Origin of the sequence: Pseudoduganella ginsengisoli, assembly GCF_009720865.1 — a bacterium.
In the GTDB taxonomy this organism is placed as follows: domain Bacteria; phylum Pseudomonadota; class Gammaproteobacteria; order Burkholderiales; family Burkholderiaceae_D; genus Rugamonas; species Rugamonas ginsengisoli.
In genome coordinates this window covers 94,672-116,579 of sequence record NZ_WNLA01000013.1, presented here as the reverse complement: position 1 = coordinate 116,579, position 21,908 = coordinate 94,672, and the positions used below count along the sequence as shown (strand labels likewise).

Sequence of the window (21,908 nt, the reverse complement as noted above, 5' to 3'; positions counted from 1 at the left end):
CACCAGTGGGAAATGCTGACCGTCAGCTATGCACGGCCGCAGGCGGATAGTGCGCCAGCAGCGCCGCCACCGCGCTGACGGTGGAAGGCAGCGCGGCCAGCACGGCTTCGGCCTGCTCGCGCGCATCCGCCGTCAGCCCGCTGCCCTGGTCCGCGGAGGCACGCACGGCGCGCTCCGCATCGCCGGCCAATTGCGCCAGGCGCTCCGCGCCGACCGTGCCGGCCAGCCCTTTCATCACATGCAGCGGCGCGCGGGCTGCCGGCGCGTCATCGTGGTCCAATGCGTGGCGCAATTGCTGCCGCAGCGTGTGCGCTTCATCGCCAAAGCGGCGTAGTGCAATCTGGTAGACAGGTACCAGGCCCCCCAGCTGGCGCAGCGCGGCAGCGGTATTGAGCGTGTCCGCCGCATCGGCAGAATCGGCCGCCGGCGCCGCGACGGCTGGCGGCTGCATGGCCGCGCTGCCGGCTGCTGTGCGGCCCGTGTGTTTTAAGATGACGTGCACCAGCGCCGATAAGTCAAACGGTTTGCCCACGTGGTCCGCCATGCCGGCCTCCTGCGCAGCATCGCGGTCCGATTGCATGGCATTGGCTGTCATGGCAATGATGGGCGGCGGCGTGCGGCCCTGTTCCTGCAGGCCGCCGAGGATCAAACGGGTCGCAGCATAGCCATCCATGTCCGGCATCTGGATATCCATTAAGATCGCATCCGGCAGCGTGTCCGCATCCAGGATCTGGTTGACGGCATCTTGCCCGCCGCCGGCCACGTCCACGTGCGCACCTTCGTAAGCGAGCAGTTCGCACGCCACTTGCTGGTTGGTCGGATTGTCTTCCACCAGCAGCAGCTGCAGGCCGCGCAAGCGCAGCAGCGATGCCGGCTGCGGCGCCTGTTCCGGCAAGTCCGTTTGCCCGCGCCGCGCCATCGCATCGGCAACGGCGTCAAACAGCATCGATGCCGTCACGGGCTTGATCAGCACGCCATCGAGTACCGCTTGCTGCTGGTTTTCATGCTGCGCCTGGCGCAATGCCAGCGGTTCACGGTCGTGCGCCGTCACCATCAGGATCAGCGGCGTCTGTTCGGCCGGCAGCAATTCGCGCAATTGCACGCTGGTGTCCCAGCCATCGAGCAGCGGCATGCGCCAGTCCACCAGCAGCACGTCATAAGGCTTGCCGGCGCTGCGCTCCATGACGCGCTTCATCGCATCGAGGCCGTTATCGGCCATGTCCACGCGCCAGCCAAAGGATGCCGCCATGCTGGCCAACGCCTGGCGCGCGCCGGAGTGGTCGTCGATCACGAGGCATTCCAGCCCTTGCAGGTCGGCCGCCTGCAGCGGCGCGCTGGCCGGCGCTTCAGCCGGTTCAAATGCCACGGCAAACGAAAACACGCTGCCCGCGCCGGGCGTGCTGGCCACCGACAATTCACCGCCCATCAGCCGCACCAGCCGTTGTGAAATCGCCAGCCCCAGTCCGGAGCCGCCATAACGGCGCGCTGTCGATGTTTCCGCCTGGCTGAAGCCATCGAAGATATGGCTGCACTGTTCCGCTGAAATACCGATCCCCGTATCGCGCACGGCAAACATGACGCGGGTGCGGCCGCCTTCAGCGGCGCTGTCTTCCACGCGCACCGTCAGCGCCACTTCGCCTTCCGCCGTGAATTTAATGGCATTGCCGCACAGGTTCAGCAGTACTTGCTGCAGGCGCAGCGAATCGCCTTGCAGCCAGTGCGGCAATTGTGGATCGACGTCGAATACGACTTCCACCGGCTTGCCGCCCGTGTACGCGGACAGGATGACGGACAATTCGCGCAGCAGGCGGTCCATGCTGAATGGCGCATGTTCCAGTTCCAGCTTGCCGGCTTCGACTTTGGAAAAATCCAGGATATCGTTGAGCAGGCCAAGCAAGGTGCGCGCGGCGGCTTCTGCCTTGGCTGTGTAGTCGCGCTGGCGGACGTCGAGCGCTGTGTGCTGCAGCAGTTGCAGCATGCCCAGCACGGCATTCATCGGCGTGCGGATTTCATGGCTCATGTTGGCCACGAAATCGGATTTCGCCCGTCCCGCCGCCAGTGCGGCATCCTTGGCCTTGATCAGTTGTTCAACCATCCTGTGCTGGCGGCGCAGCGACTGGCGCGCGCCCAGCAGCAGCACCGCCGACAGCGCAAACAGGGCGGCCAGGAACAGCATCGCGCTGCGGACTTCCGTGCGCCACGGCTCCAAAAAATCATCGCTGGACAACCCCACCACCACGTACACGGGATACTGGCCGATGCGTTCCAGGCTGATGACGCGCTGCAAGCCATCGCGCAGGCTTTCCGTGACATAGCTTGCATGCTGCGCGCCGGACTCCAGCGCGGCGCGGGTGGGCGCGGACAATTGCACCTCGCTGCCCAGCAGGATTTCCTGTGCTTCCGGATAGCGGTGCAAGATGCGGTGCCGGCTGTCCAGCAAGGTAATGACCCCATGGGCGCCCACATTCATCGCCGCGATGACTTCGGAAATCGTCTTGGTGGTCATGTTGACGTAGGCAGTGCCGCCAAAGCGGCCATCCGGCATCGTCATTGCATACATCAGCGGCAAGACCCAGTCGCCCGTGATGCGCGATTTGACGGGGACGCCGAATACCAGGTCGCGTTCGGTTTTCGCGCGCTGGTAAAACTCGCGGATGCCCAGGTTCTGGATGTTCGACGAGTCGATGTCTTCGCCATAAATCACGCGGCCATCCGCGTCGGAACCGCGGATCGAACGCGCATGCGGAACCCGTTCTTTCAATGAACGCAGGAAGGTGCTGAATTCGGCGGCATCGAAGCGGTTCTGGGCATGCTGCTGGCGGAATTCGTCGGCGGCGCGGCGCACCGTCAAATCGACTTCATGGAAGTGCCCGCGCAGGAAGTTTTCCAGCGCGATGGCGAGGTTGCGCGATTGTTCTTCCGCGTTGGCGTAATACCGTGCGCGGCTTTGCTGCAAAGTATGCAAGACAAAGCCCGCTACCACGACGAAGACCACACAGACGGCGGCAGCCAGCCCGGCAAACAGCCGACGGGATTGTTGTGAGGTAAGTAATTTCATCAGGAAGGTTCGTGGAGCAAATGAACACACCATATCATTGCCCGTTCGCAAGTGGGACAGTCTTATGCATCAGCGTGGCAGCCGTTGTAGACGGGCCACTCCGCACGCGCAGTGCGGTTCGGCATTTCCGAAATAAATGCGATGTGATTATTTGTGACTATTTATTGTGAAGTTATTATTTATTTTTAGATAATTTTTTCTAATTATTTGCGTCAGATCACATTGACGCAGTGTTATTTACTTAGTAATATGGTCTTAATTGACTAGGGGAAATAATTCCTGGGCCTGTATTGTGGTGCATTGAAATAGGAGTTTCTGTTGTCCGAGAAGAGCATTTTCGACGGCGAAGGTTATCCGCTGTCTCATGAGCAGAAGAAGATTTGGTTTCAATACAGTTTGCTGCCAGAACTGCCGGTCTATAATATTTCCCAGGTATTCGATGTCCAGGGCGCCTTGGACGTTTCCTTGCTGATCAAGGCAATAAAAACGGTGCTGGTTAGCCATGCTGGATTGGTGGTTCGTTTCTATGAGCGGGATGGCCAGATCACACAGGTTCCGGACCGCGAAGCCGTGAATGATGGTCAATTCATTGAATATCATGCGGAATTGAATGAGCGCGCTGCGGCGGTGGACTTTATTGCTGCGCGCCTGGCTCAGCCATTTGATTTGCTGGCGGAACTGCCGCTGCGTGTTTTGATCGTTTCCAGCGGCGGCGGGCACCTGGTTTGTTTTGGTGTGCACCATATTGTCTATGACGGCTGGTCCTCCGCGCTCTTGTTTGACGAGATTGAGACCCTGTACCGCGATTTATGCCAAGGCGGAGCAAGCAGCCTGCCAGCGCCGCCTGCCTCTTATTCGCAGTATGTCGCTTGGCAGCAGGATGCGGTGCAGCAGCGTTCAGCCGAGATGCACAGCCAGTATTGGCAGCGCTACCTGGATGGGGTGACGCCATGCTTGGAGCTCGCGCTGAACCAGCGCCGGGGAAAAGTATTTGATTATCGTGGCGCCAGCGCGATATTTGATATTCCCGATGATATTTACCAGGCAGCTGCCGGGGTGGCGCGCCATTACAAAGTCACTTTATTCTCTGTATTGCTGACAGTGCTGTCTGTGCTGTTGCAGAGGTATTCCCGTCAGCAGCAATTTTGTATTGGTTATCCTTCCGCAAACCGGAATATGCCAAATGCGGACGGTATTATTGGCATGTTTACCAATACGCTGGTCTATCGCAATAATCATAATAAAGATGATATTTTCTCGGACGCGATTGCCGCGGTATACCAGGATATTATCAATGCCCAAGAGCATGAGGCGATTCAATTTGAAAAGATATTCGAAGCGCTGAATATAAGGCGAGATAGCGCCTATAATCCATTGTTCCAGGTGGTATTCCTGCTGCAGGACCGCCGTGCCGGCAGCTTGCAACTCAATGGCACGCAAGTGCGGCAAGTATTAATGCCAGCTGATACGGCCAAATTCGACCTCAACCTGACGATTGATATTGATGAAAGTGGGGCGCGCGGCATCATTGAATTTGCGACCAGTGTGTTCGAGGCAGGCGAAGTGGCGCAGTTATGGCAGCATTACCTTCAATTGCTGGGCGATTTTTGTGCGCAGCCAGGGCAACCGATCAGCCAGCCTGTGTTGAGCGCCGCGCCTTCGGTGGCGGCCGTTCCGCTCACCGTCGTTCCAGTACAGGGCGGCGAGGAGATGCCGGCTTTGCATCAGTGGTTTGAGCGGAGCGCTCACCTGTATCCGGATGCGGTTGCCGTTGAATGCGGCGCCATGTGCATCAGTTACCGGGACTTGAACTTCCAGGCCGACCGCCTGTGCCGGCGCCTGGTGCGTGGCGGCGCGGCAGTGGGCGGCATGGTGGGGTTGTCCCTGCCACGCGGGATCGACCTCATCGTCGGCATGCTGGCGATCCTGAAGGCTGGTTGCGGCTACCTGCCGCTCGATCCAGGCTACCCGGCGGAACGGCTCCAATATATGCTTGACGATTCCGGCTGCCGGCTGGTGATCGTTGCCGATGAGACCGGGCCGCAATTCGGGGCGGGCGTGCAGCGCATCGTGCTGAACCAGCCCGGCGCGGAGGACGAGGGCGGCGACCCACCGGTTGTTCCCGCCGACCCTGAACGCGTTGCCTACAGTATTTATACGTCGGGTTCCACCGGCCGGCCCAAAGGCGTGCTGGTGTCGCACCGCAATGTGATGCGTTTGTTCACCCAGACGGAGCACTGGTTTGGCTTCAGCCAGCGAGATGTCTGGACGCTGTTCCATTCCTATTCTTTCGACTTCTCCGTTTGGGAAATCTTTGGCGCCTTGCTGTATGGCGGCCGGCTGGTGGTGGTGCCTTACGACGTGTCGCGCAGCCCCCAGGATTTCCGCCAGCTGCTGAAGGAAAAAGGCGTGACCATCCTTAACCAGACCCCGTCTGCGTTCCAGCAATTGTCGCTGGTGGAAACTGCCGACTATGCGCCCGGCGACCGCCTGTCCGCGCTGCGCTGCGTGATTTTCGGCGGCGAAGCATTGACGTTGCAATCGCTGGCGCCATGGGTGGCGCGCTACGGCAGCGATCAGCCGCAATTGATCAATATGTACGGTATCACCGAGACCACGGTGCATGTGACGTACCGCCGTATCACGCAAGCCGACATTGCCAGCCAGACCCGAAGCCTGATCGGCGAACCGATTCCCGACCTGTCGCTGCATCTGTTTGACGAGGGCGGCAACCCGGTGCCGGTCGGCATGGTGGGGGAAATCCATGTCGGCGGGCCGGGTGTGGCGCTGGGGTATCACAGCCGCGAACAATTGAATCGGGAACGCTTCATCACGAAAGTGCTGGCGGATGGGTTACCACACCGCCTGTACCGCAGCGGCGACTTGGCCAAGCGCCATGCAGACGGCGAGCTCGAATATATAGGCCGCATCGATCACCAGGTTAAAGTGCGCGGCCATCGCATCGAAATCGGCGAAATCGAAGCCAGCCTGCTGCTCTTGCCGGAAGTGGCGCAGGCTGCGGTGCTGGTCAAGAGTGATGGCAAGGGGCTGGAGCGGCTGGTGGCGTACCTGGTGCCGGCGCGCGGCGTCGCTGCGCCGGACGGCTTGGCGATCAAGCAAGCGCTGTCCGCCAGCCTGCCGGCATTCATGATTCCCCAGGACATCGTGCTGGTCGAGCGCATTCCGCTGACGCACAACGGCAAGGTGGCCAAAGATGAACTGCTCGCCCTGGCATTGCCGGAGGCACGCGCCAGCGATACGTACGAGGCGGCGCATACGCCGCTGCAGGTGGCAATCCTGGCTGCGTGGCAAGATGTGCTGGAGCGGCGCGACATCGGCATACACGACAATTTCTTTGCCATTGGCGGTGATTCGATCCGCGCTGTCATGGTGGCGCAGCGCTGCAAACAGCATGGTATTGCAGTCGGGGTGATCGATATCCTCAATTACCAGACCATCAGCGTACTCGCGATGCATGTGAACCAGGACCATGCGGCGGGCCGCGCCGCTGGCATGCCATTGGCGCCGCTGCCGCCGTCACCGGCGCGCGATGCATTACTGGCGCGGCTGGGCGTCGGCCAGGCGGTGTACGCGGTATCGGCCATGCAGGCCCACGTATTTGACCACTATCGCTGTTATGCGGGTGACGGCCAAGGGGTATTCCATGTGCAGCAATCCTACCGCTTCCGCGACCCTCAGCCCGACAGTGGCGCCATGGCGCGCGCGATTACCCGCCTGGTGCAGGCGCATCCGGTCCTGAGGACGCTGGTACTATGCACCGATGACGGCGAGTGGCTGCAAACCACTGCCGCCTCGCTGGACGTGCCGCTGGCTGTGTACGATTTGCGGAAGTTCGATGCGGCTGCGCAGGAACAGTGGATTGCCGGGTTCATCCAGCAAGACCGCCGCCTGCCGTTCAGGCACAACGCGCCGGATGCCCCCCTGCTGCGTTTCAGCTGGTTTGCGCTATCCGACACCTGTTTTGAGCTGTGCATGTCGATCCACCATGGTATCGATGACGGCTGGGGCAATCAGCTGTTCCTGTCGCAGCTTTTCGACCTGTACCTGGCGCTTCGGGATGGGCAGCCGGTGCAGTTCGCGCAGCAGGAGAACGTCTTGCTGGAATACATCGCACTGGAACAGCATAATGCCGGCAACGCGGAACACATCGCGTTCTGGGCAAGCCAGGCGGCCGAGGCGCGGGCGCAGCATCCGTCGCATATGGCCGGTGCGCCCGGAAAACGCAACCTGCCGCTGGAAGGCTGGATTCCCCATGACGTCAGCAATGCGCTGGTGCAGGCGGCAATGGCGCACCAGGTGACGCTCAGGGCGCTACTGATCGCAGTGCTGAACAAGAGTCTGCAGCGTGCACTGGGCCGGCCTTGCCAAGTCATGGGGGTGGTCATGAATGGACGAAAGGAAAGCCTGAGCGATCCACTGGAGAGCCTGGGCCTGTTCTGGAATATGTTACCGCTGGTGTGCTCTGGTGGCAGCGAGGCAGGCGACATGCACGCCTGCCACCGCAAGCTGATCGAGATGGAAAAGTTCAGCGCGTATCCATTGCATCGGATCGGCGCCGCTGACGGCCCGCTTAGCCAGCCGGAAGTGACCTTCAACTACGTCAATTTCCATAACCAGACCGCATATGGCGGCACCGGACAACTGCAACTGATGAGGAAATATGGCCACGATAAATTCCATTACCCCATCAACGTTTTCGTTTCGCTGGAAAAAGACAGTGGCCAGCTGTACCTGAAAATCGAAAGCGACGGCATGCGCTATGGCCGTGCTGCGGTGCAGGGGGTGATGGATGCTTATATGGCGGACCTGCGCCGGGCCGCACTGGATTTGGCGCCGCCACAGAAGGCGGCGGCATGAAAAGCAGCTTGCTGGCAAACAGCATTTTTGTCCGGCTATGGGCCGCCCATACCTTGTCGGAAATGGGCGCCAAAGTCAGCCTGCTGGCTTTCCCGCTGATCGCCGCAGTGACGTTGCAGGCGACGCCCGAACAAATGGGCCGGCTTGTGGCGGCGGAGACTTTGCCCTACCTGTTGCTGGGACTGCTGGCAGGCGGCTGGGTCGACCGCTTGCAAAAGCGGCTGGTGCTGGTCAGCGCCAATGCTGCGCGCGCCTCGCTGCTGCTGGCGGTCCCTTTGCTGGCGTGGCGCCAATGGTTGTCGATTGAGGCGCTGTATGGCGTGGCATTCCTGATCGGTACCGCGGAAGTGTGGTTCAACATTGCTTCGGCAGCCTATACGCCGCTGGTGGTGGGCAAGGAGTCCCTGGTTGACGCTTATAGCAAGCTGGCGGTCAGTACGTCGAGCGCGGAGGCGGCCGGGCCGATGGTGGCAGGGGCGTTGATCCAGTGGCTGGGGCCGACGGTGGCGGTACTGGCCAACGCATTGACGTACATGGGATCGAGCATCTTTATCGGCTCGCAACGGCATCATGACGACGTGGGCCATGCCGCAGACCGCGGCGGGCGGCCGCCGATGCGGCAAGAAATTCTGTCGGGTTTGCGCTTTGTATTTACCCACCGCATCCTGCGCGCCATCACATTGCGGCTGGGGGCATGGCAATTTGTGGTGGGGGTGATTCAGGCATTGCTGGTGTATTACGCGCTGAACCAGCTGCAATTGCCGGCCGGGTCCCTGGGGCTGATTTTTTCCGCGATGGGCGTGGGCATCCTGGCAGGTGCATTGTCGGTGAAGGCGCTGGCGCAGCGCCTGGGTACGGGCAATTCCATCATTTTTGCCGTGATTGTGGCTGCGTTGTCGGCATACCTGATTCCGCTTGCCAGCGGTTCGCAGCCGATGCGTTGCCTTTCCCTGTGCTGCGCCATGTTTATGTATGGGATTTGCACCACGGTCTATGAAGTCAACAACGTATCGTTGCGGCAATCCCTGACGCCGCTTCACATGCTGGGCCGGATGACGGCCACAGTACGGGTTGCCACGCTGGGCATCCGGCCGCTGGGAGCGCTGGTTGGCGGCTGGTGTGGCGGCACCATCGGCATCAAGCCGACCTTATTGGTGGTAATCACCATGGGCTTGCTGTTGAGCCTCAGCAGCCTGCTGGCATCGCCGTTAAGGCACCTGGACGGCTTGGCGCCGGCCGAAGACATTCACTAAGCACACAAGGATTTTCAATTGAAGACAGCATCCACAGATGGCCGCTTCGCCGGCCAGGGCTCCCTGCACGCCGCGTTTTCCCGCAGCGTGGCGCAGTACCCAGAGCACATCGCCGTGACCGACGGGCTGCGCAGCCTTACTTACCGTGAACTCGACCGCCAGGCAGAGCAGATTGCCGCTGCCCTCGCTGGCCGGCTGCCGCAAACGGGAGCCAATGTCGGCCTGTACCTGGAGCGCGGCACGGACATGGTGGCGGCCATATTGGGCATCCTGAAGGCCGGCGGGACATATGTGCCGCTGGACCCGACATTCCCCGCCGAGCGCCTGCAATACCTGGTTGAAGACAGCCAGATGCAATTCCTGGTCAGCCATTCCAGCATGCCGTGCCTGGCTGAGCTGGAAACACTGCAGGTCGACCGCCTGCCGGCACGTGATCCAGTGACTGCCGGTACGGCCGCCGTGGATGGCGCCCAGCCGGCCTACATGATTTATACCTCGGGCTCCACTGGCAAGCCCAAGGGCGTAGTGGTCAGCCATTACAACGCATTACGCTTGCTCGACAGCACCGTTGGACTGTTTGGCTTTGGCCCGGACGACGCGTGGACGCTGTTCCATTCAATCGGCTTCGATTTTTCTGTATGGGAAATGTGGGCACCGTTGCTGACCGGGGCACGCGTGGTGATCGTGCCTTACGCGGTTTCACGCTCGCCGGACGAATTCCAGGCATTGCTGCGCGAGCAGCGCATCACGGTCTTGAATTCCACGGCGTCGGCATTCCGCAACCTGATCCCTGCCTGCACGGCCGCCGGCGCACTGCCGGCGCTGCGTACCGTGATTTTTGGCGGCGAAAAGCTGGAAATGGCGATGCTGCGGCCGTGGGTGGCGGCGTTCGGCGCCGAGCGGCCGGCGCTGGTCAATATGTACGGCATTACCGAAGCGACCGTGCATGCCACCTGGAAGAAACTCAGCATGGACGATATCAGCCAGCGCGGCGACAGCCCGATCGGCATACCGCTGGCCGACCTGCGTATCCATGTGCTCGATGAAGGCATGCAGCCGGTGGCGCCAGGGCAGGTGGGAGAAATGTATATCGAGGGCGGCGGCGTGGCGCAGGGCTATTACAACCGGCCCGAGTTGACCGCCGAGCGCTTCCTCGCGCTGCCCGGTAACGCAGCCGCAGGCGTGGTCTACAAGACCGGCGACCTGGTGCGCCAGGAAAGCAACGGTGAACTGGTGTACCTGTCCCGCGCGGACAGCCAGCTCAAGGTACGCGGCTTCCGTATCGAGCCGCAGGAAATCGAAACATGCCTGGCGCGCCAGGAGGGCGTCGCCGCCGCGGTTGTCAATGTCTTTGACTATGGTGGCGGCGACCAGCGCCTGGTGGCTTTTTATGTGCCGGCCGCAGGCGCTGGAAGCGATGCCCCGGCGCTGGCCAGGCAACTCAGGACCGCTGCACAGCGTGAATTGCCCACGCATATGCAGCCATCGGAATTCGTCCCGATCGACGGATTGCCGATCAATGGCAATGGCAAGTTGGACAGGAAGTTATTAACCAAACCGGAAAGGAAGAAGCAAGTGTCTGGCAATACAGAGTTTGATTACCTGGCGAAGGTGTACGCCATCGTCAGTGAAACGGTAGGAGTCGATTCGGTCGGCCGCGAGGACGATTTCTTCGAGATCGGCGGAACTTCGCTGACCCTGCTGCGCGTGCTGGCGAAGATTAACCAGCAATTCAATGTGCGCGTCAACGTCAGCTTGCTGGCCGACGGCGTGAGCATCGCGTCGCTGGTGCAAGCCATCATGTTCTGCAAACAAAACCCTGCCAATTAAGGAAATACCATGACGAAGAAATTTGCATTGACCGAAGAACAAGTGAAGTTTTTCAAGGAAAACGGCTACGTTGGCCCCTTCACGCTGTACGAACCGGAAGAGATGAATGAGCTGTGGAAACGGAACCGTATCAAGCTGCTGGACCGCAGCAATGCCGTGTACCAGGATGAGGCGGCAGTATCGGGCGTGACCAATATTTCGAATTACGACCGCCATCTGGACAATGAATTCCTGGCGCGCCATATTTGCCGCAAAGAAATTGTTGACCGCGTCAACAGCATCCTGGGACCGGACCTGATTTGCTGGCGTACTGAATTCTTCCCGAAATACCCCGGCGACGAAGGCACCGATTGGCACCAGGCGGATACCTTTGCCAACGCATCGGGACAGCCGCAGATCGTTTGGCCGGACGACGAGGAATTCGGCGGCACCATTACGGTCTGGACCGCGTTCACCGAAGCCAATGTTGATAACGGCTGCCTGCAGTTCATCCCCGGCACCCACCAGAGCATGAACTATGACGAAACCAAGCGCATGCAATACCGCCCGGATTCGGTCAACAGCGAGACCAAGGAAGGCGTGGCGCGCGGCTTCTTCGGCTACGACTACCGCGAATTGCAGATCGACCCGGACTGGAAGCCGGATGAAAGCAAGGCACAGTCCATGGTGATGCGTCCGGGCCAGTTCATCATCTTCTGGTCCACGCTGATGCACGCTTCCCATCCGCACAGCGGCAAGACCAGCGACATGCGCATGGGCTTCGCATCCCGCTATGTGCCGTCCCATGTGCGGGTCTACCCCGACACGGACTACGTGGAAGAATATGGCGGCAAGGTCAGCCTGGAGAAATACGGTTCGGTGGTCGTGTCCGGCGAGAGCAATGAGCCGCGCAACCGGATTGCGACCGAGACCACGACTGCGCTGAAGTTCGCCGCGCTGTGATGCCGCCAGCCTCCCCGAAGGTGGACGGCGCCATGCAACGCTACCAGGCGCTGCACGCCGTGCTGGAACTGGTGCTCGATTTCAGTACGCTGATCGGCAACCTGCGCCAGCCGGTGGTTCTCGACAGCGCCGCATTCAGTCCTGCGCACGCAGGGCCGGTGCAGGACGTGCTGGCATCGATTTTCCGTACGCTGGAGCTGGCTGCGCCGGAGTTCCGGCCGCTGGCGGGAGGCGCCGCCACGTTGTGCGCGGCGGCGCTGGATCAGCACTTCGCTGCGCTGCTGACCCCTGCCTGGTCCGGGGCGGTGGCGGCGTGCTGCGCCGATCCTTCCTACCTGGCGGGTATTCCGGAATACGTCCGGCAATATTGCCACGACGTCTATTATGCCGGCATCACCATAGAGCGCATCGCGATGGCTGACGGCGCCCGCCTGACGTGTTATCGCAGCACGCGGCGCGCCGCGCCGGACGTGGTCGTGGTATTGCCGTGCGCAATGCCGTATCCGATGGCGCGTGCATGGCTGAGCCATCTGGGCGGCAGGTATAACGTTCTTGCATGGGAAACCCGTGGCGCGTCGGAGGCGTCGCAGCGCGGCGCCGCCACCATGGCGCTGGGCCTGGCTGAGCAGGCGGACGACTTGCTGTACATGGCGCGCCATTACTGCGGCAGCCGTCCGCATGTGATGGGCATCTGCGGCGGCGCGGTAGTGGCGATGGAAGCGGCGCGCCGTCAGCCAGATGCATTTGCAGGGCTGAGCTTATGGCATGGCGATTACAACTTTGGTGCTGATGCCCTGCAGACTCCTTACCAGGAAAACTTGCGCTGGATGCTTGATACGGCACTGGCCGGGCGTGACAGTGCGGAAGGCGTGCACGGCTTGTTCAACGACCCGGGCATGCTGAAAAACCTGAATCCCCGCCATTTGCCTTCGGTCCTGTGCCCCTATGCCACCGTGGACAGCCTGCACCGCTACGCCTTGCTTAATGGCAGCGTCATGGCGGCCGACGTGGCCGGCATTGCCCGCCAGTTGCCCATGGCGGTATCGGTCATCAGCAGCACCGGGGACCAGACCGCGCATCCGGATGGTTCTCGCCGGCTGGCGGAGGTGCTGCCCGATTGCAAGCTGTACATGGAGCCAGGCGGTGATCACCTGAGCTTGTTTGACGCCCATGCCCGTTACCGCGAAATAGCCGCGCTTTGTATCGGCAGCGGTTTTTAACTGAGGAATTCAATGGACCCTACTGCAGAATGGACCCCGCTGGAAATAAAGATCGGCTCGGTCTGGAAAGAGGTACTTAATATCGGCGCGCTGGCGCGCGACCATAACTTTATTGAAATGGGCGGAAGTTCGCTGCAAGCCGTGAAGATCGCGTTCAAGTGCCAGCGGCTGTTGGGCCGTTCCGTGACTGCGGCCCAGGTGATGCGGGCCGGCACTGTGGCGGCGCTGGCCCGCGCGCTGGACGATGGCGCGGTTTCCGGTTGCGAGGCTGCATGACGGCTTCGTTTTTTACCGCCCTGCTGGCATACATGGCCTTGCCCGTGGTGTTGAGCAAGGTTTTTCGGATTGACCGCCTGTTCCCGCTGGTGTTCGTGCAACTGGTGTTCGGCCTGTTCATCCATGCCAGCGGCCTGGACCGCTGGCTGCAGCAGCACCAGGTCGATTTGCAGGCTGGGCCGCTGGCATCCTCGCTGGCCGGGCTCGGCTGGGTTGGTGTGTCGCTGCTGGTCGCGCTGACTGGCGCCGAATCGGCGCCCCGGCCATCGGAACGGGGCGCCTGGCGCTTTGTTCCAATCAGTATTGCCGGCTTTGGCAGCACTGCCGCAATGGGCGCGATGATCGGATACGGCCTGTACGCGGCGCGTCCGGAATTGCTGGGCGCGAACAGCACGGTACTGACGTTTTGCCTGGCGGTGGGCTTGTCGCTGTCGGTGACGGCGATGCCGGTGCTGGTGGCGATCCTGCGCGAAATTGGCATGCTCAATACCACACTGGGCAACCTGGCTGTCAATTGCGCTTTGCTGGATGATTTGTGGCTCTGGTTGTCCCTGGCGGTGGTGCTGGCGCTGGGACAGGGCGGAGACCAGCCATTGCACATGGCGCTGGCGTTGTCCGCTTACCTGCTGGTGATGTTCGGCATGGTACGGCCCTTGTTGCGCCGCTGGCTGGAGCGCCAGCCAGGCATGGGCGTGGCGGACCGCTTGCTGCTGTCGGTCTCGGTGATCTTCATGTCGTCGGTGGCGACGGACTGGATCGGCCTGCATTCGATCTTTGGCGCCTTCATGGCCGGCACAGTCTTGCCGCGGCGCGCGTTTGACGACTGGCGCGAACCGCTCCTGCAGCAAGTGCAGGTCTTGCTGCTGCCATTCTTTTTCATCCAGACCGGCATGCGCCTTGATATCCACAGCGGCGACCCGCTGTTCTGGCAATTGACGGCGATCGTCACGGCGGGCGCGGTGCTGGGTAAGTTCACCAGTGTGGCGCTGGCGGCGCGTCAGACCGGCCTGGCGTGGGCGGATTCCATGGCGTTGGGCAGCCTGATGCAGTGTAAGGGCTTGATGGAGCTGGTCGCCATCAATATCCTGCTCGATGCCGGCATCATCGGTACGCAGATATTTTCCGCATTGGCCATGATGGCGCTGGCCAGCACTTGCATCACGGCGCCAGCCCTGCGCTGGCTGCTGGGGGAGCGCTATGCCACCCCCGGCATGCCTTTGCCGAACAGCGGCGGCATGGCCTGACAGCGCGGCGCTTATTTGGCGTCGATCATGCTGGCGTGGCGGTCTGACCATTTGTACAGGCCGCCCATCAGCCCGAGGCCGGCGGCCAGTGCCGCCAGCATCATGGCCGGCTGGTCGAGGTTGATGGCAATGGCGAGCGGTTCGCCATTGCCGGTCATGACGATCAAGCCCGCCAGGGCGACGTTGAACAGGCTTTCGCCGACGATAAAGCCTGACATGACCAGTACGCCCAGCCGTTTGGCAACTTCCCCCCAGGGCCGGTCCTGCATCGCCCGCTCGAATAGCCAACCTGCCATGGCGCCGACAATGACCGGGGTGGTGGCGGAACTGGGCAGGTAGATCGCCAGGCCGACGCCCAGCGGCGGCAGGCTGTATTTGTCATGGCTGGCCTTTTTTAGCAGGAAGTCCGCTGCCGACAGGGCCAGGCCCAGCACGGCGCCCCAGCCAATCAGGTGCCAGGGCAGGTTGCCGCTGATAACGCCTTTGGCCAGCGTGGAAATCAGCGCCGCCTGCGGCGCGGGCAGCGGCTCGCTGGAAATCGCCTGCAGGTTGGGGGCGCCGGCAAAGCCGTTGGCGCGGTTCAGCAAATCCAGCACCGGCGGTACGACGCACGAACCGGCCAGTACGCCGATCAGCAGCCCGACCTGTTGTTTCCACGGCGTGGCGTCGACCAGCTGGCCGGTTTTCAAATCCTGCAAGTTATCGTTGCCGATGACGGCCACGGCCAGTACCACCGTGGTGACGAACAGCGCAAAGGCAATCAGCGCCTGGCTCACTTCCGGTCCCATTACGTGGCGCCCGACCATGCCCACCGACAGCGCGGCACCCAGCACGGCCAGGATCGCGATGCCCGATACCGGCGAATTCGACGAGCCGATCAGGCCCGCCATATAGCCGCACACTGCGGCGGCAAACATCCCGGCAACGACAATGTAGACGACGCCCACTGCGACCAGCGCGGGTGCTGCAGCGCCCAGCCTGCCATCCTGCAGGAACGATGCCAGCAGCCAGCCAGCCGGCACCAGCGCAATCAGCGTCGTCAGGCCGACGATAAAGATCGGCAAGTCCTGTTCTGTACGGGGCAAGTCGGCGCCGCCTTCCTTGGCCTGGCGCGATGCCGCCACCGCTGATTTCAAGCCATCGATCACGGGGCGGGTCAAACCCGCCAGGGTGATGATAGCCGCCGCGCCGATGCAGCCGGCGCCGATCATGCGCACATCATTTTGCCAGACCGACAGCGCCAGGTCGGCCGCCGGCATGCTCGATGCCGGCAGTGCGGCCGTCAGCATCGGCACCAGCACGCCCCATGCAATCGCGATACCGGCCAGCATGGCGATACCGACCGTGATGCCCATCAGGTGGCCCGCGCCGACCAGCGCCAGCGAGCTGGCCGCGCCGAGACCGGTAGCGCCGTTGCCGGCGCGGAAATACACGGCCATTTCACCGGCCATGACTTTGACGGCCGCGCCCGCGGCATACAGCGCGGACGCCAGGCTGCCCCAGATCACAGCCCACAGGCCGGCCTTGCCTTCGGCAGCGCCGCTGCGCGACTGGGTTCCGACTTTCAGCACTTCCGCCGCAGCCACGCCTTCCGGATAGGGCAGGTCGGATTGGGATACCAGCGCGCGCCGCAGCGGCACCGTGTACATCACGCCAAGCACGCCGCCAATGGCACAGGCGCCAAAAGTGGGCCAGAATGGCACGTTGGCCCACCAGCCTATCATCAGCAAGCCGGGCAGCACGAAAATCACAGACGCCAGCGTGCCGGCCGCTGATGCGATGGTCTGGACGATATTGTTTTCCTGTATGGTGGCGGTCTTGAAGGCGCTCAGCAGCGCCATGGAAATGACTGCCGCGGGAATCGACGTGGCAAAAGTCAGGCCCACCTTCAGGCCGAGATACACTTGCGCCGCTGTGAATACGAGGGTAATCAGTATGCCCAGGACGACTCCGCGCAGGGTGATTTCCCCGGGCGTGGATGGAGAAGATTTTTGCATCTCTCGCTACTCCAGATAAAAATATTGATAAGACCGAAAGATTTCGGTGCCACATGATAGCCGACCTCATTGCAAACTGATACAGCAATGGCGGCGGTAATTCCGGTCCGGAACGCGAAATTCATACCGCCGCGCAGGGGGGCAAAACCAGGGTTGCCCAAGTGAAGGATTGGTGGTTGCCTTGGGGTTCGAGGTAAAATAGAGGATTTCAAGCAAGAAACGCAAAGGCCAGAGCATGTCAATACAGTGGTTCCCCGGACACATGAACGCCGCCAAAAAGAAGGCGGCGGAACAGATGGAGAATACCGACCTCGTCATCGAGGTGGTGGACGCGCGCCTGCCTGAAGCCAGTTGCAACCCGATGGTGGACGAATTGCGCAAGTTCCGCCAGCGCCCGTGCCTGAAGTTGCTGAACAAAGTGGATTTGGCTGATCCGGCCGCCACCAGCGCGTGGGTCGAGTATTACAGCCGCCAGGAAGGCGTGACGGCGTTTGCCATGACGACGAAAAAGCCGGGCGACGTGCAGCGCGTGCTGGAGTTGGCGAAACCGCTGGCGCCGCACCGTGGCGTGCCGACAAAACCGCTGCGCATCATGATCATGGGCATACCCAACGTGGGCAAGTCCACGCTGATGAATGCGCTGTTGAAAAAGCGCGTGGCGAAAGTCGGCGATGAACCGGCCGTGACAAAGGCCCAGCAAAAGCTGTACCTCGATAAAAATACCGTGCTGGTCGATACACCCGGCATGCTGTGGCCGAAAATTGCCATGCCCAGTGACGGCCTGATGCTGGCGGCCAGCCACGCAGTCGGCTCGAATGCGCTGATTGAAGAAGAAGTGGCGGAATTCCTCGCGGGCGAACTGCTGCGCCGCTATCCGCAATTGCTGGTGGCCCGTTACGGCTTCAAGGATATCGACAAGATGGACGGCATCGCCGTGGTGGAAGGCATTGCCGCCAAGCGCGGTTTCCGCGCCCGCGGCGGCGACATGGATTATGAAAAAGCCGCCCACACGTTCCTGACGGAATACCGCAGCGGCATCATCGGCCGCATTTCGCTGGAAACGCCGGAAACCCGCGCGGCTGCACTGGCCGTGTTTGAAGAAGAACAGCGCATCAAGGCGGAAAAGGCGGCGCAAAAGGCGGCCGAAAAGGAAGCGGAGCGCATGAAGGGCAAGCGCGGGACCTGAGCGGGCTATCCGTCAGATTTCCGCGCATACTAAAACGTACGATCCACTGCTACCCACTGCTGATCCGTACCGGCCGCTGCTATCGCGCGCAGGGACAGAAAGCCTCCAGCGCTCAAGCCGTGCCTGCCGTTCCCAGCCGGAAGCTGGACACTGCCAGCGCGCCCATGAACGCCTCTTCGTGGTACTGCACGTGCCCGGCATCCTGTTCAGCAGCCCCAACCACCACCATCAGCGGCAACAAATGCTCTTCGCGCGGATGCGCCTGCCGTGCGGCGGGCGCCTGTTCCCATGCCAGCAGGCGCGCGCTGCGTTCTGCCGGCGGCAGCGCCATCGTCTCGCGCAGCCATGCATCAAACACGTGCGACGCCTGCGCGCCGGCGCCGCCAAACTGGCGCAGGTTGTGGTAACTGAGCCCGCTGCCGACAATCAAAACGCCTTCATTGCGCAGCGGCGCCAGCGCGCGGCCCATGGCCAGATGCTCGGCAGGATCGAGCCCCTGCTTCAGCGACAATTGCACGATGGGCACGCCAGCATCCGGATACATGGGCGCCAGCGCGGAAAACGTGCCATGGTCGAAGCCGCGCTCGCCATCCAGATGCGAAACCATACCAGCCGCGCCCAGCAATGCCTGCACGCGCGCCGCCACGTCCGGCGCACCGGGCGCGCCATAGCGGATGCGGTACGTATAGTCAGGGAACCCGCCATAGTCATAAATCATGCCGGGCGCGGCGCTGGAAGAAATACGGGGTTCCGGCGCTTCCCAGTGCGCCGTCACGACCAGCACGGCGCGCGGCCTGGCGCCCAGTTCCACGGGGATGGCTTCCAGCGATGCTTTCAGCGCATCGTAGCGGCCGCCATATTGATCCAGCATCCACGGCCACGGGCCGCCGCCATGGGATAAGAAATAGACAGGCAAGGTGGACATAAGAAGTTCCTTTCAGTTGGCTTCCACTGTACGCCTTGCCGGCGCTGGGATAAACGGGTGTTTCAGCAACAAACTATCCCATCAATGGAACAATTACTGCAGGAACCATCACTGCCGCGCCACCGTCACCAGGGCAAACAGCCGCGCGGCGCGGAACCACGCCAGCAACACGGCAATCACTTGCGTCAGCACGCATGCCGCCACGTCCCCCGGCAGCGTGCCGGTGGGGAAATGCAGCCGCGCCAGGCCCAGCAATCCCGCCACGCCAAAGCCAACGGCGCCCAGTACCGCATAGCTGCCCAGCGCCGCCACCGGTTGCCTGCGCAGCAGCGCCATGCCTTGCCACCACGCCTTCACGGCAGATTTGCGGCGGCGGTCCGCCGCCAGCACGGCGCGGCCCGCATCGACCGTCACCAGCGCCGCCCAGGCCAGCAGCAAAGTGGCGGCCTTGGCGGCATAGCCGGCCCATTGCCCATCCGCCGGCAACAGGGCTTCGTCCGGATGGGCCAGTTCCCGCAAAGAGGCGCCCAGCCATAGTGCGGCGCCCATGACGATGGCGGACCACAGCAGCATGCGGGCCATGCGTCCATATTCCGCCATGCCGCCGGCCAGCAGTGCGCCCAAGGGCAGCGGTTCGGTACTGCGTGCCGCCGTCACCGTGGCGCCGGCCAGCAGCGGCGACGACAGCGCGGTACACGCCAGCGCCACCCACAGCGCCAGCTGTGCGCCCAGCGCATGCTGTTTGCCCACTTCCAGCAAGTCCGTCAGGGATGCCAGGTCCAGTTGCTGCGCCAGGGCGGCCGCATGGACGGAATAGGACAATTGCGTATCCAGCACGACCCACGCGGGCGCCACCATGATGACGACCGGCAGCAGCAACACGGCCGCATACAGTACGGGCAAGCGCCATTGCAGTGCGCGGCGCGCGGAGTGCACGCACAGGGTTTTCAGGGATTCAAGCGAAGCATTCATTTATAAGGAGGCAATCAGGGTCAGTACCAGCTGGACTGCCGCAGCCAGATCCAGTGTCCAGCGCCGCGCGGCGGATTTATCGGGCGTGGCAGTGCGGCTGTCATCGAGCTTGTTGACGTCCAGCATGTGCTTGCGCTGCGGGTCCAGTTCCGCCGACAAGCCGCGCGCCGTGCGCGTCCACACGAAGCGCTGCCATTGTTCGCCATGCTTCGGGTCCCACTGCACGGTTTCCGTACTGCCGTCGGCAAAATGCACGGCCAGCGTTTGCGGCACGGCGGCGCCGCGGCGGCGCAGCAGCACTTCCGTGCGCCACTGCGGCCCGCTTTTCGAACCGCTGGCCGCTGGCTCCTGTTCGGACTGGAATTCCGCCACGCTGTCATCAATGCGCCCCGCACCAAATACTTGCAGGTCGAAGAGGCGCTCGACCAGTGCACGCTGGCCGCTGCCATCGGCCAGCGCTTCACGCAAATCCGCCACGCTGGGGTGGCGGAAGCGCCAGCGGCGGTAGTATTCGCGCAAGCCTTGCGTCAAGGCTTCCTTGCCTAATTGCGCTTCCAGGTCGCGGAACAGCAGCGCGCCCCGCACGTAGACTTGCCCCACGCCCTGCAGGCGCACATAAGCGCTGGCGGCGCCCGCGTCGGCCGGCTGGTTCAGGATGGCGTCGGCCCGTTCCGTATCGAACGGTTCGACTGCTGGATTGATGCCGAGGCGCCGCAGCCACGGCGGCGCAATGGCTGACTTGTGCCCCCGCTCCGTCTGCATGCGCATGTTCGTGTATTCATTCATGCCTTCGTCGAGCAGCGGTTCTTCGAATTCATTGGACGCGATGATGCCCTGGAAATAGTTGTGCGCAAATTCATGGATATTGACGGTCTCCATGTCGAATGCCTGGCGCGATCCCGGCGCGATGTGCGTAAAGCTGTCTGCCGTGTACAGCGTCGGATATTCCATACCCGCCGCGCCCGTGGCGTTGTATGGGGGGATCACGATGGTCAAGGTGGCGTATGGATAAGGCCCCAGCAGCGAGGCATACCAGCTCAGCGCATCCTTTGCCGCCTGCAGCGAGGGCGCCGCGCTGGCCGCAAATTCCGGCGTGTACAGCACGCGGATGTCCACCGGCTGGCCGTTTTTCCCCTGCCACGTGCCCGTCAGCGGCGCCGCATAGCGCTTGTCGGCGGTCCACGCGAAATCATGCACGTCGCCCTGCACGTAGTGGTGGGTCAGCATGCCGTTGCGTTCCTCCGGCGCGCCCTGCAGCTTGCCGGTGGCGCCCACCGTGTATTCCCGTGGGACCGTCAGCTTGACGTCGTATAAACCGAAGTCCGCGTAAAACTCGGAATCCGCATGGTATTCGTGGACATTCCACCGTTCTTCCACCGCGCCCCGTTCACCGGGCAATTCCAGCACGCCGATCTTGGGGAACCATTGCGCAACAAAGTGGAAACTGCCCACGTAGCCGCTGCGCGTGCCCAGCTTCGGCAACTGGCTGGTGAACGCGATATCGAGTTGCGCCGTGCCGCCCGGTTCGACCGGCTGCGGCAAGTCCAGCCTGGCCACCGTATGGTCGCCTGCCGGGCCATTGTCCGGCTGTACGAAAGACCATGGCACGTCGGCCTGGCCCTGGCGCACCTGGTTGAGTTTCGTATAGCCCCAGCCATCGTCGATCGGCTCGCTGCCGAACATCGACTGGCCGCGCCGCTGTTCCGTATAAAACGTCGTGTCCTTGTGCTCAAACGCATTCAGGTACAGGTGCACGTAGACGGAGCGCACCACGCGGCGGCTGCGGTTGCGCCACGTGAGGGTTTCGTTGCCGGCCACCGTATGGCGCACCGGATCGAGCGTAGCGGCTATCGTGTAGCTGGCCACGCGGTCGGACAACGTGGTTTCGCTGCCGCTGCGCACACCGCCCCACGCAGCGTTGCTGCTGGCTTCACGGATGGGCGGCATGTGCGCGGGCGCCAGCGCAATACCGGTATCGGTGTATGGCTGCGGGATAGGGTAGACCACCGCCTGCGCCAGCAGCACGCTTTGCGCTGCCAGGCCGCCGCACAGCATGGCCGTGACAGAGGCCGCTCGCAGCCATTTGCGGACGTTGTGAAATGTCATAGGGAATATGTAAAAAGTTGC

General features: G+C 62.2%; 13 protein-coding genes. 8 read left to right on the top strand and 5 right to left on the bottom strand.

Going from position 1 to position 21,908, the window contains the following annotated elements; all coding sequences use genetic code 11:
• Positions 1-22: 22 nt before the first annotated feature.
• Positions 23-3,058: a hybrid sensor histidine kinase/response regulator gene (locus GM668_RS18600; protein WP_155440453.1), complete on the bottom strand. Its 3,036-nt coding sequence runs from the start codon at positions 3,056-3,058 to the stop codon at positions 23-25.
• 318 nt (positions 3,059-3,376) lie between these two features.
• On the opposite strand from GM668_RS18600, the gene GM668_RS18585 reads away from it, so the two are divergent.
• From GM668_RS18585 to GM668_RS18555, 7 genes are read left to right on the top strand one after another with little or no spacing between them, the layout of a single operon-like run.
• Positions 3,377-7,936, top strand: coding sequence for a non-ribosomal peptide synthetase (locus GM668_RS18585; protein WP_170305701.1), 4,560 nt, complete (start codon positions 3,377-3,379; stop codon positions 7,934-7,936).
• Positions 7,933-9,189 (top strand): MFS transporter, encoded by a 1,257-nt coding sequence (locus tag GM668_RS18580; protein WP_155440449.1) that lies wholly within the window; start codon positions 7,933-7,935, stop codon positions 9,187-9,189. Before GM668_RS18585 ends, GM668_RS18580 begins: the two co-directional genes overlap by 4 nt.
• Before the next feature lie 18 nt (positions 9,190-9,207).
• Complete coding sequence (locus tag GM668_RS18575; RefSeq protein WP_155440448.1) at positions 9,208-11,019, top strand: amino acid adenylation domain-containing protein; 1,812 nt, start codon at positions 9,208-9,210, stop codon at positions 11,017-11,019.
• Between the two features lie 9 nt (positions 11,020-11,028).
• Entirely contained in the window at positions 11,029-11,961 is a 933-nt protein-coding gene (locus GM668_RS18570; RefSeq protein WP_155440447.1) for a chlorinating enzyme, read from the top strand.
• A 32-nt stretch (positions 11,962-11,993) separates the two neighbouring features.
• Positions 11,994-13,181: an alpha/beta fold hydrolase gene (locus GM668_RS18565; RefSeq protein ID WP_155440446.1), complete on the top strand. Its 1,188-nt coding sequence runs from the start codon at positions 11,994-11,996 to the stop codon at positions 13,179-13,181.
• A 12-nt stretch (positions 13,182-13,193) separates the two neighbouring features.
• Complete coding sequence (locus GM668_RS18560) at positions 13,194-13,457, top strand: phosphopantetheine-binding protein (RefSeq protein WP_155440445.1); 264 nt, start codon at positions 13,194-13,196, stop codon at positions 13,455-13,457.
• Entirely contained in the window at positions 13,454-14,701 is a 1,248-nt protein-coding gene (locus GM668_RS18555; protein ID WP_155440444.1) for a cation:proton antiporter, read from the top strand. Before GM668_RS18560 ends, GM668_RS18555 begins: the two co-directional genes overlap by 4 nt.
• An 11-nt stretch (positions 14,702-14,712) precedes the next feature.
• On the opposite strand, the gene GM668_RS18550 is transcribed toward GM668_RS18555, so the two are convergent.
• Positions 14,713-16,698, bottom strand: coding sequence for an OPT family oligopeptide transporter (locus tag GM668_RS18550; protein WP_155440443.1), 1,986 nt, complete (start codon positions 16,696-16,698; stop codon positions 14,713-14,715).
• Positions 16,699-16,960: 262 nt separating this feature from the next.
• Here GM668_RS18550 and ylqF point away from each other — a divergent pair, with 262 nt between their 5' ends.
• The gene (gene ylqF / locus GM668_RS18545) at positions 16,961-17,884 is read left to right on the top strand and encodes a ribosome biogenesis GTPase YlqF (RefSeq protein WP_229499524.1); all 924 of its coding nucleotides are present in this window, start codon (positions 16,961-16,963) and stop codon (positions 17,882-17,884) included.
• A gap of 112 nt (positions 17,885-17,996) precedes the next feature.
• Here the strand turns inward: ylqF and GM668_RS18540 are convergent, their stop codons facing one another.
• The 3 genes from GM668_RS18540 to GM668_RS18530 all read right to left on the bottom strand — a co-directional run bounded on the left by GM668_RS18540 (position 17,997) and on the right by GM668_RS18530 (position 21,887).
• The gene (locus GM668_RS18540) at positions 17,997-18,809 is read right to left on the bottom strand and encodes a DODA-type extradiol aromatic ring-opening family dioxygenase (RefSeq protein ID WP_155440441.1); all 813 of its coding nucleotides are present in this window, start codon (positions 18,807-18,809) and stop codon (positions 17,997-17,999) included.
• 108 nt (positions 18,810-18,917) lie between these two features.
• Entirely contained in the window at positions 18,918-19,781 is an 864-nt protein-coding gene (locus GM668_RS18535; RefSeq protein WP_155440440.1) for a hypothetical protein, read from the bottom strand.
• Positions 19,782-21,887, bottom strand: a complete 2,106-nt coding sequence (locus tag GM668_RS18530) for a M1 family metallopeptidase (protein ID WP_155440439.1) — start codon at positions 21,885-21,887, stop codon at positions 19,782-19,784.
• Between the last annotated feature and the right edge of the window lie 21 nt (positions 21,888-21,908).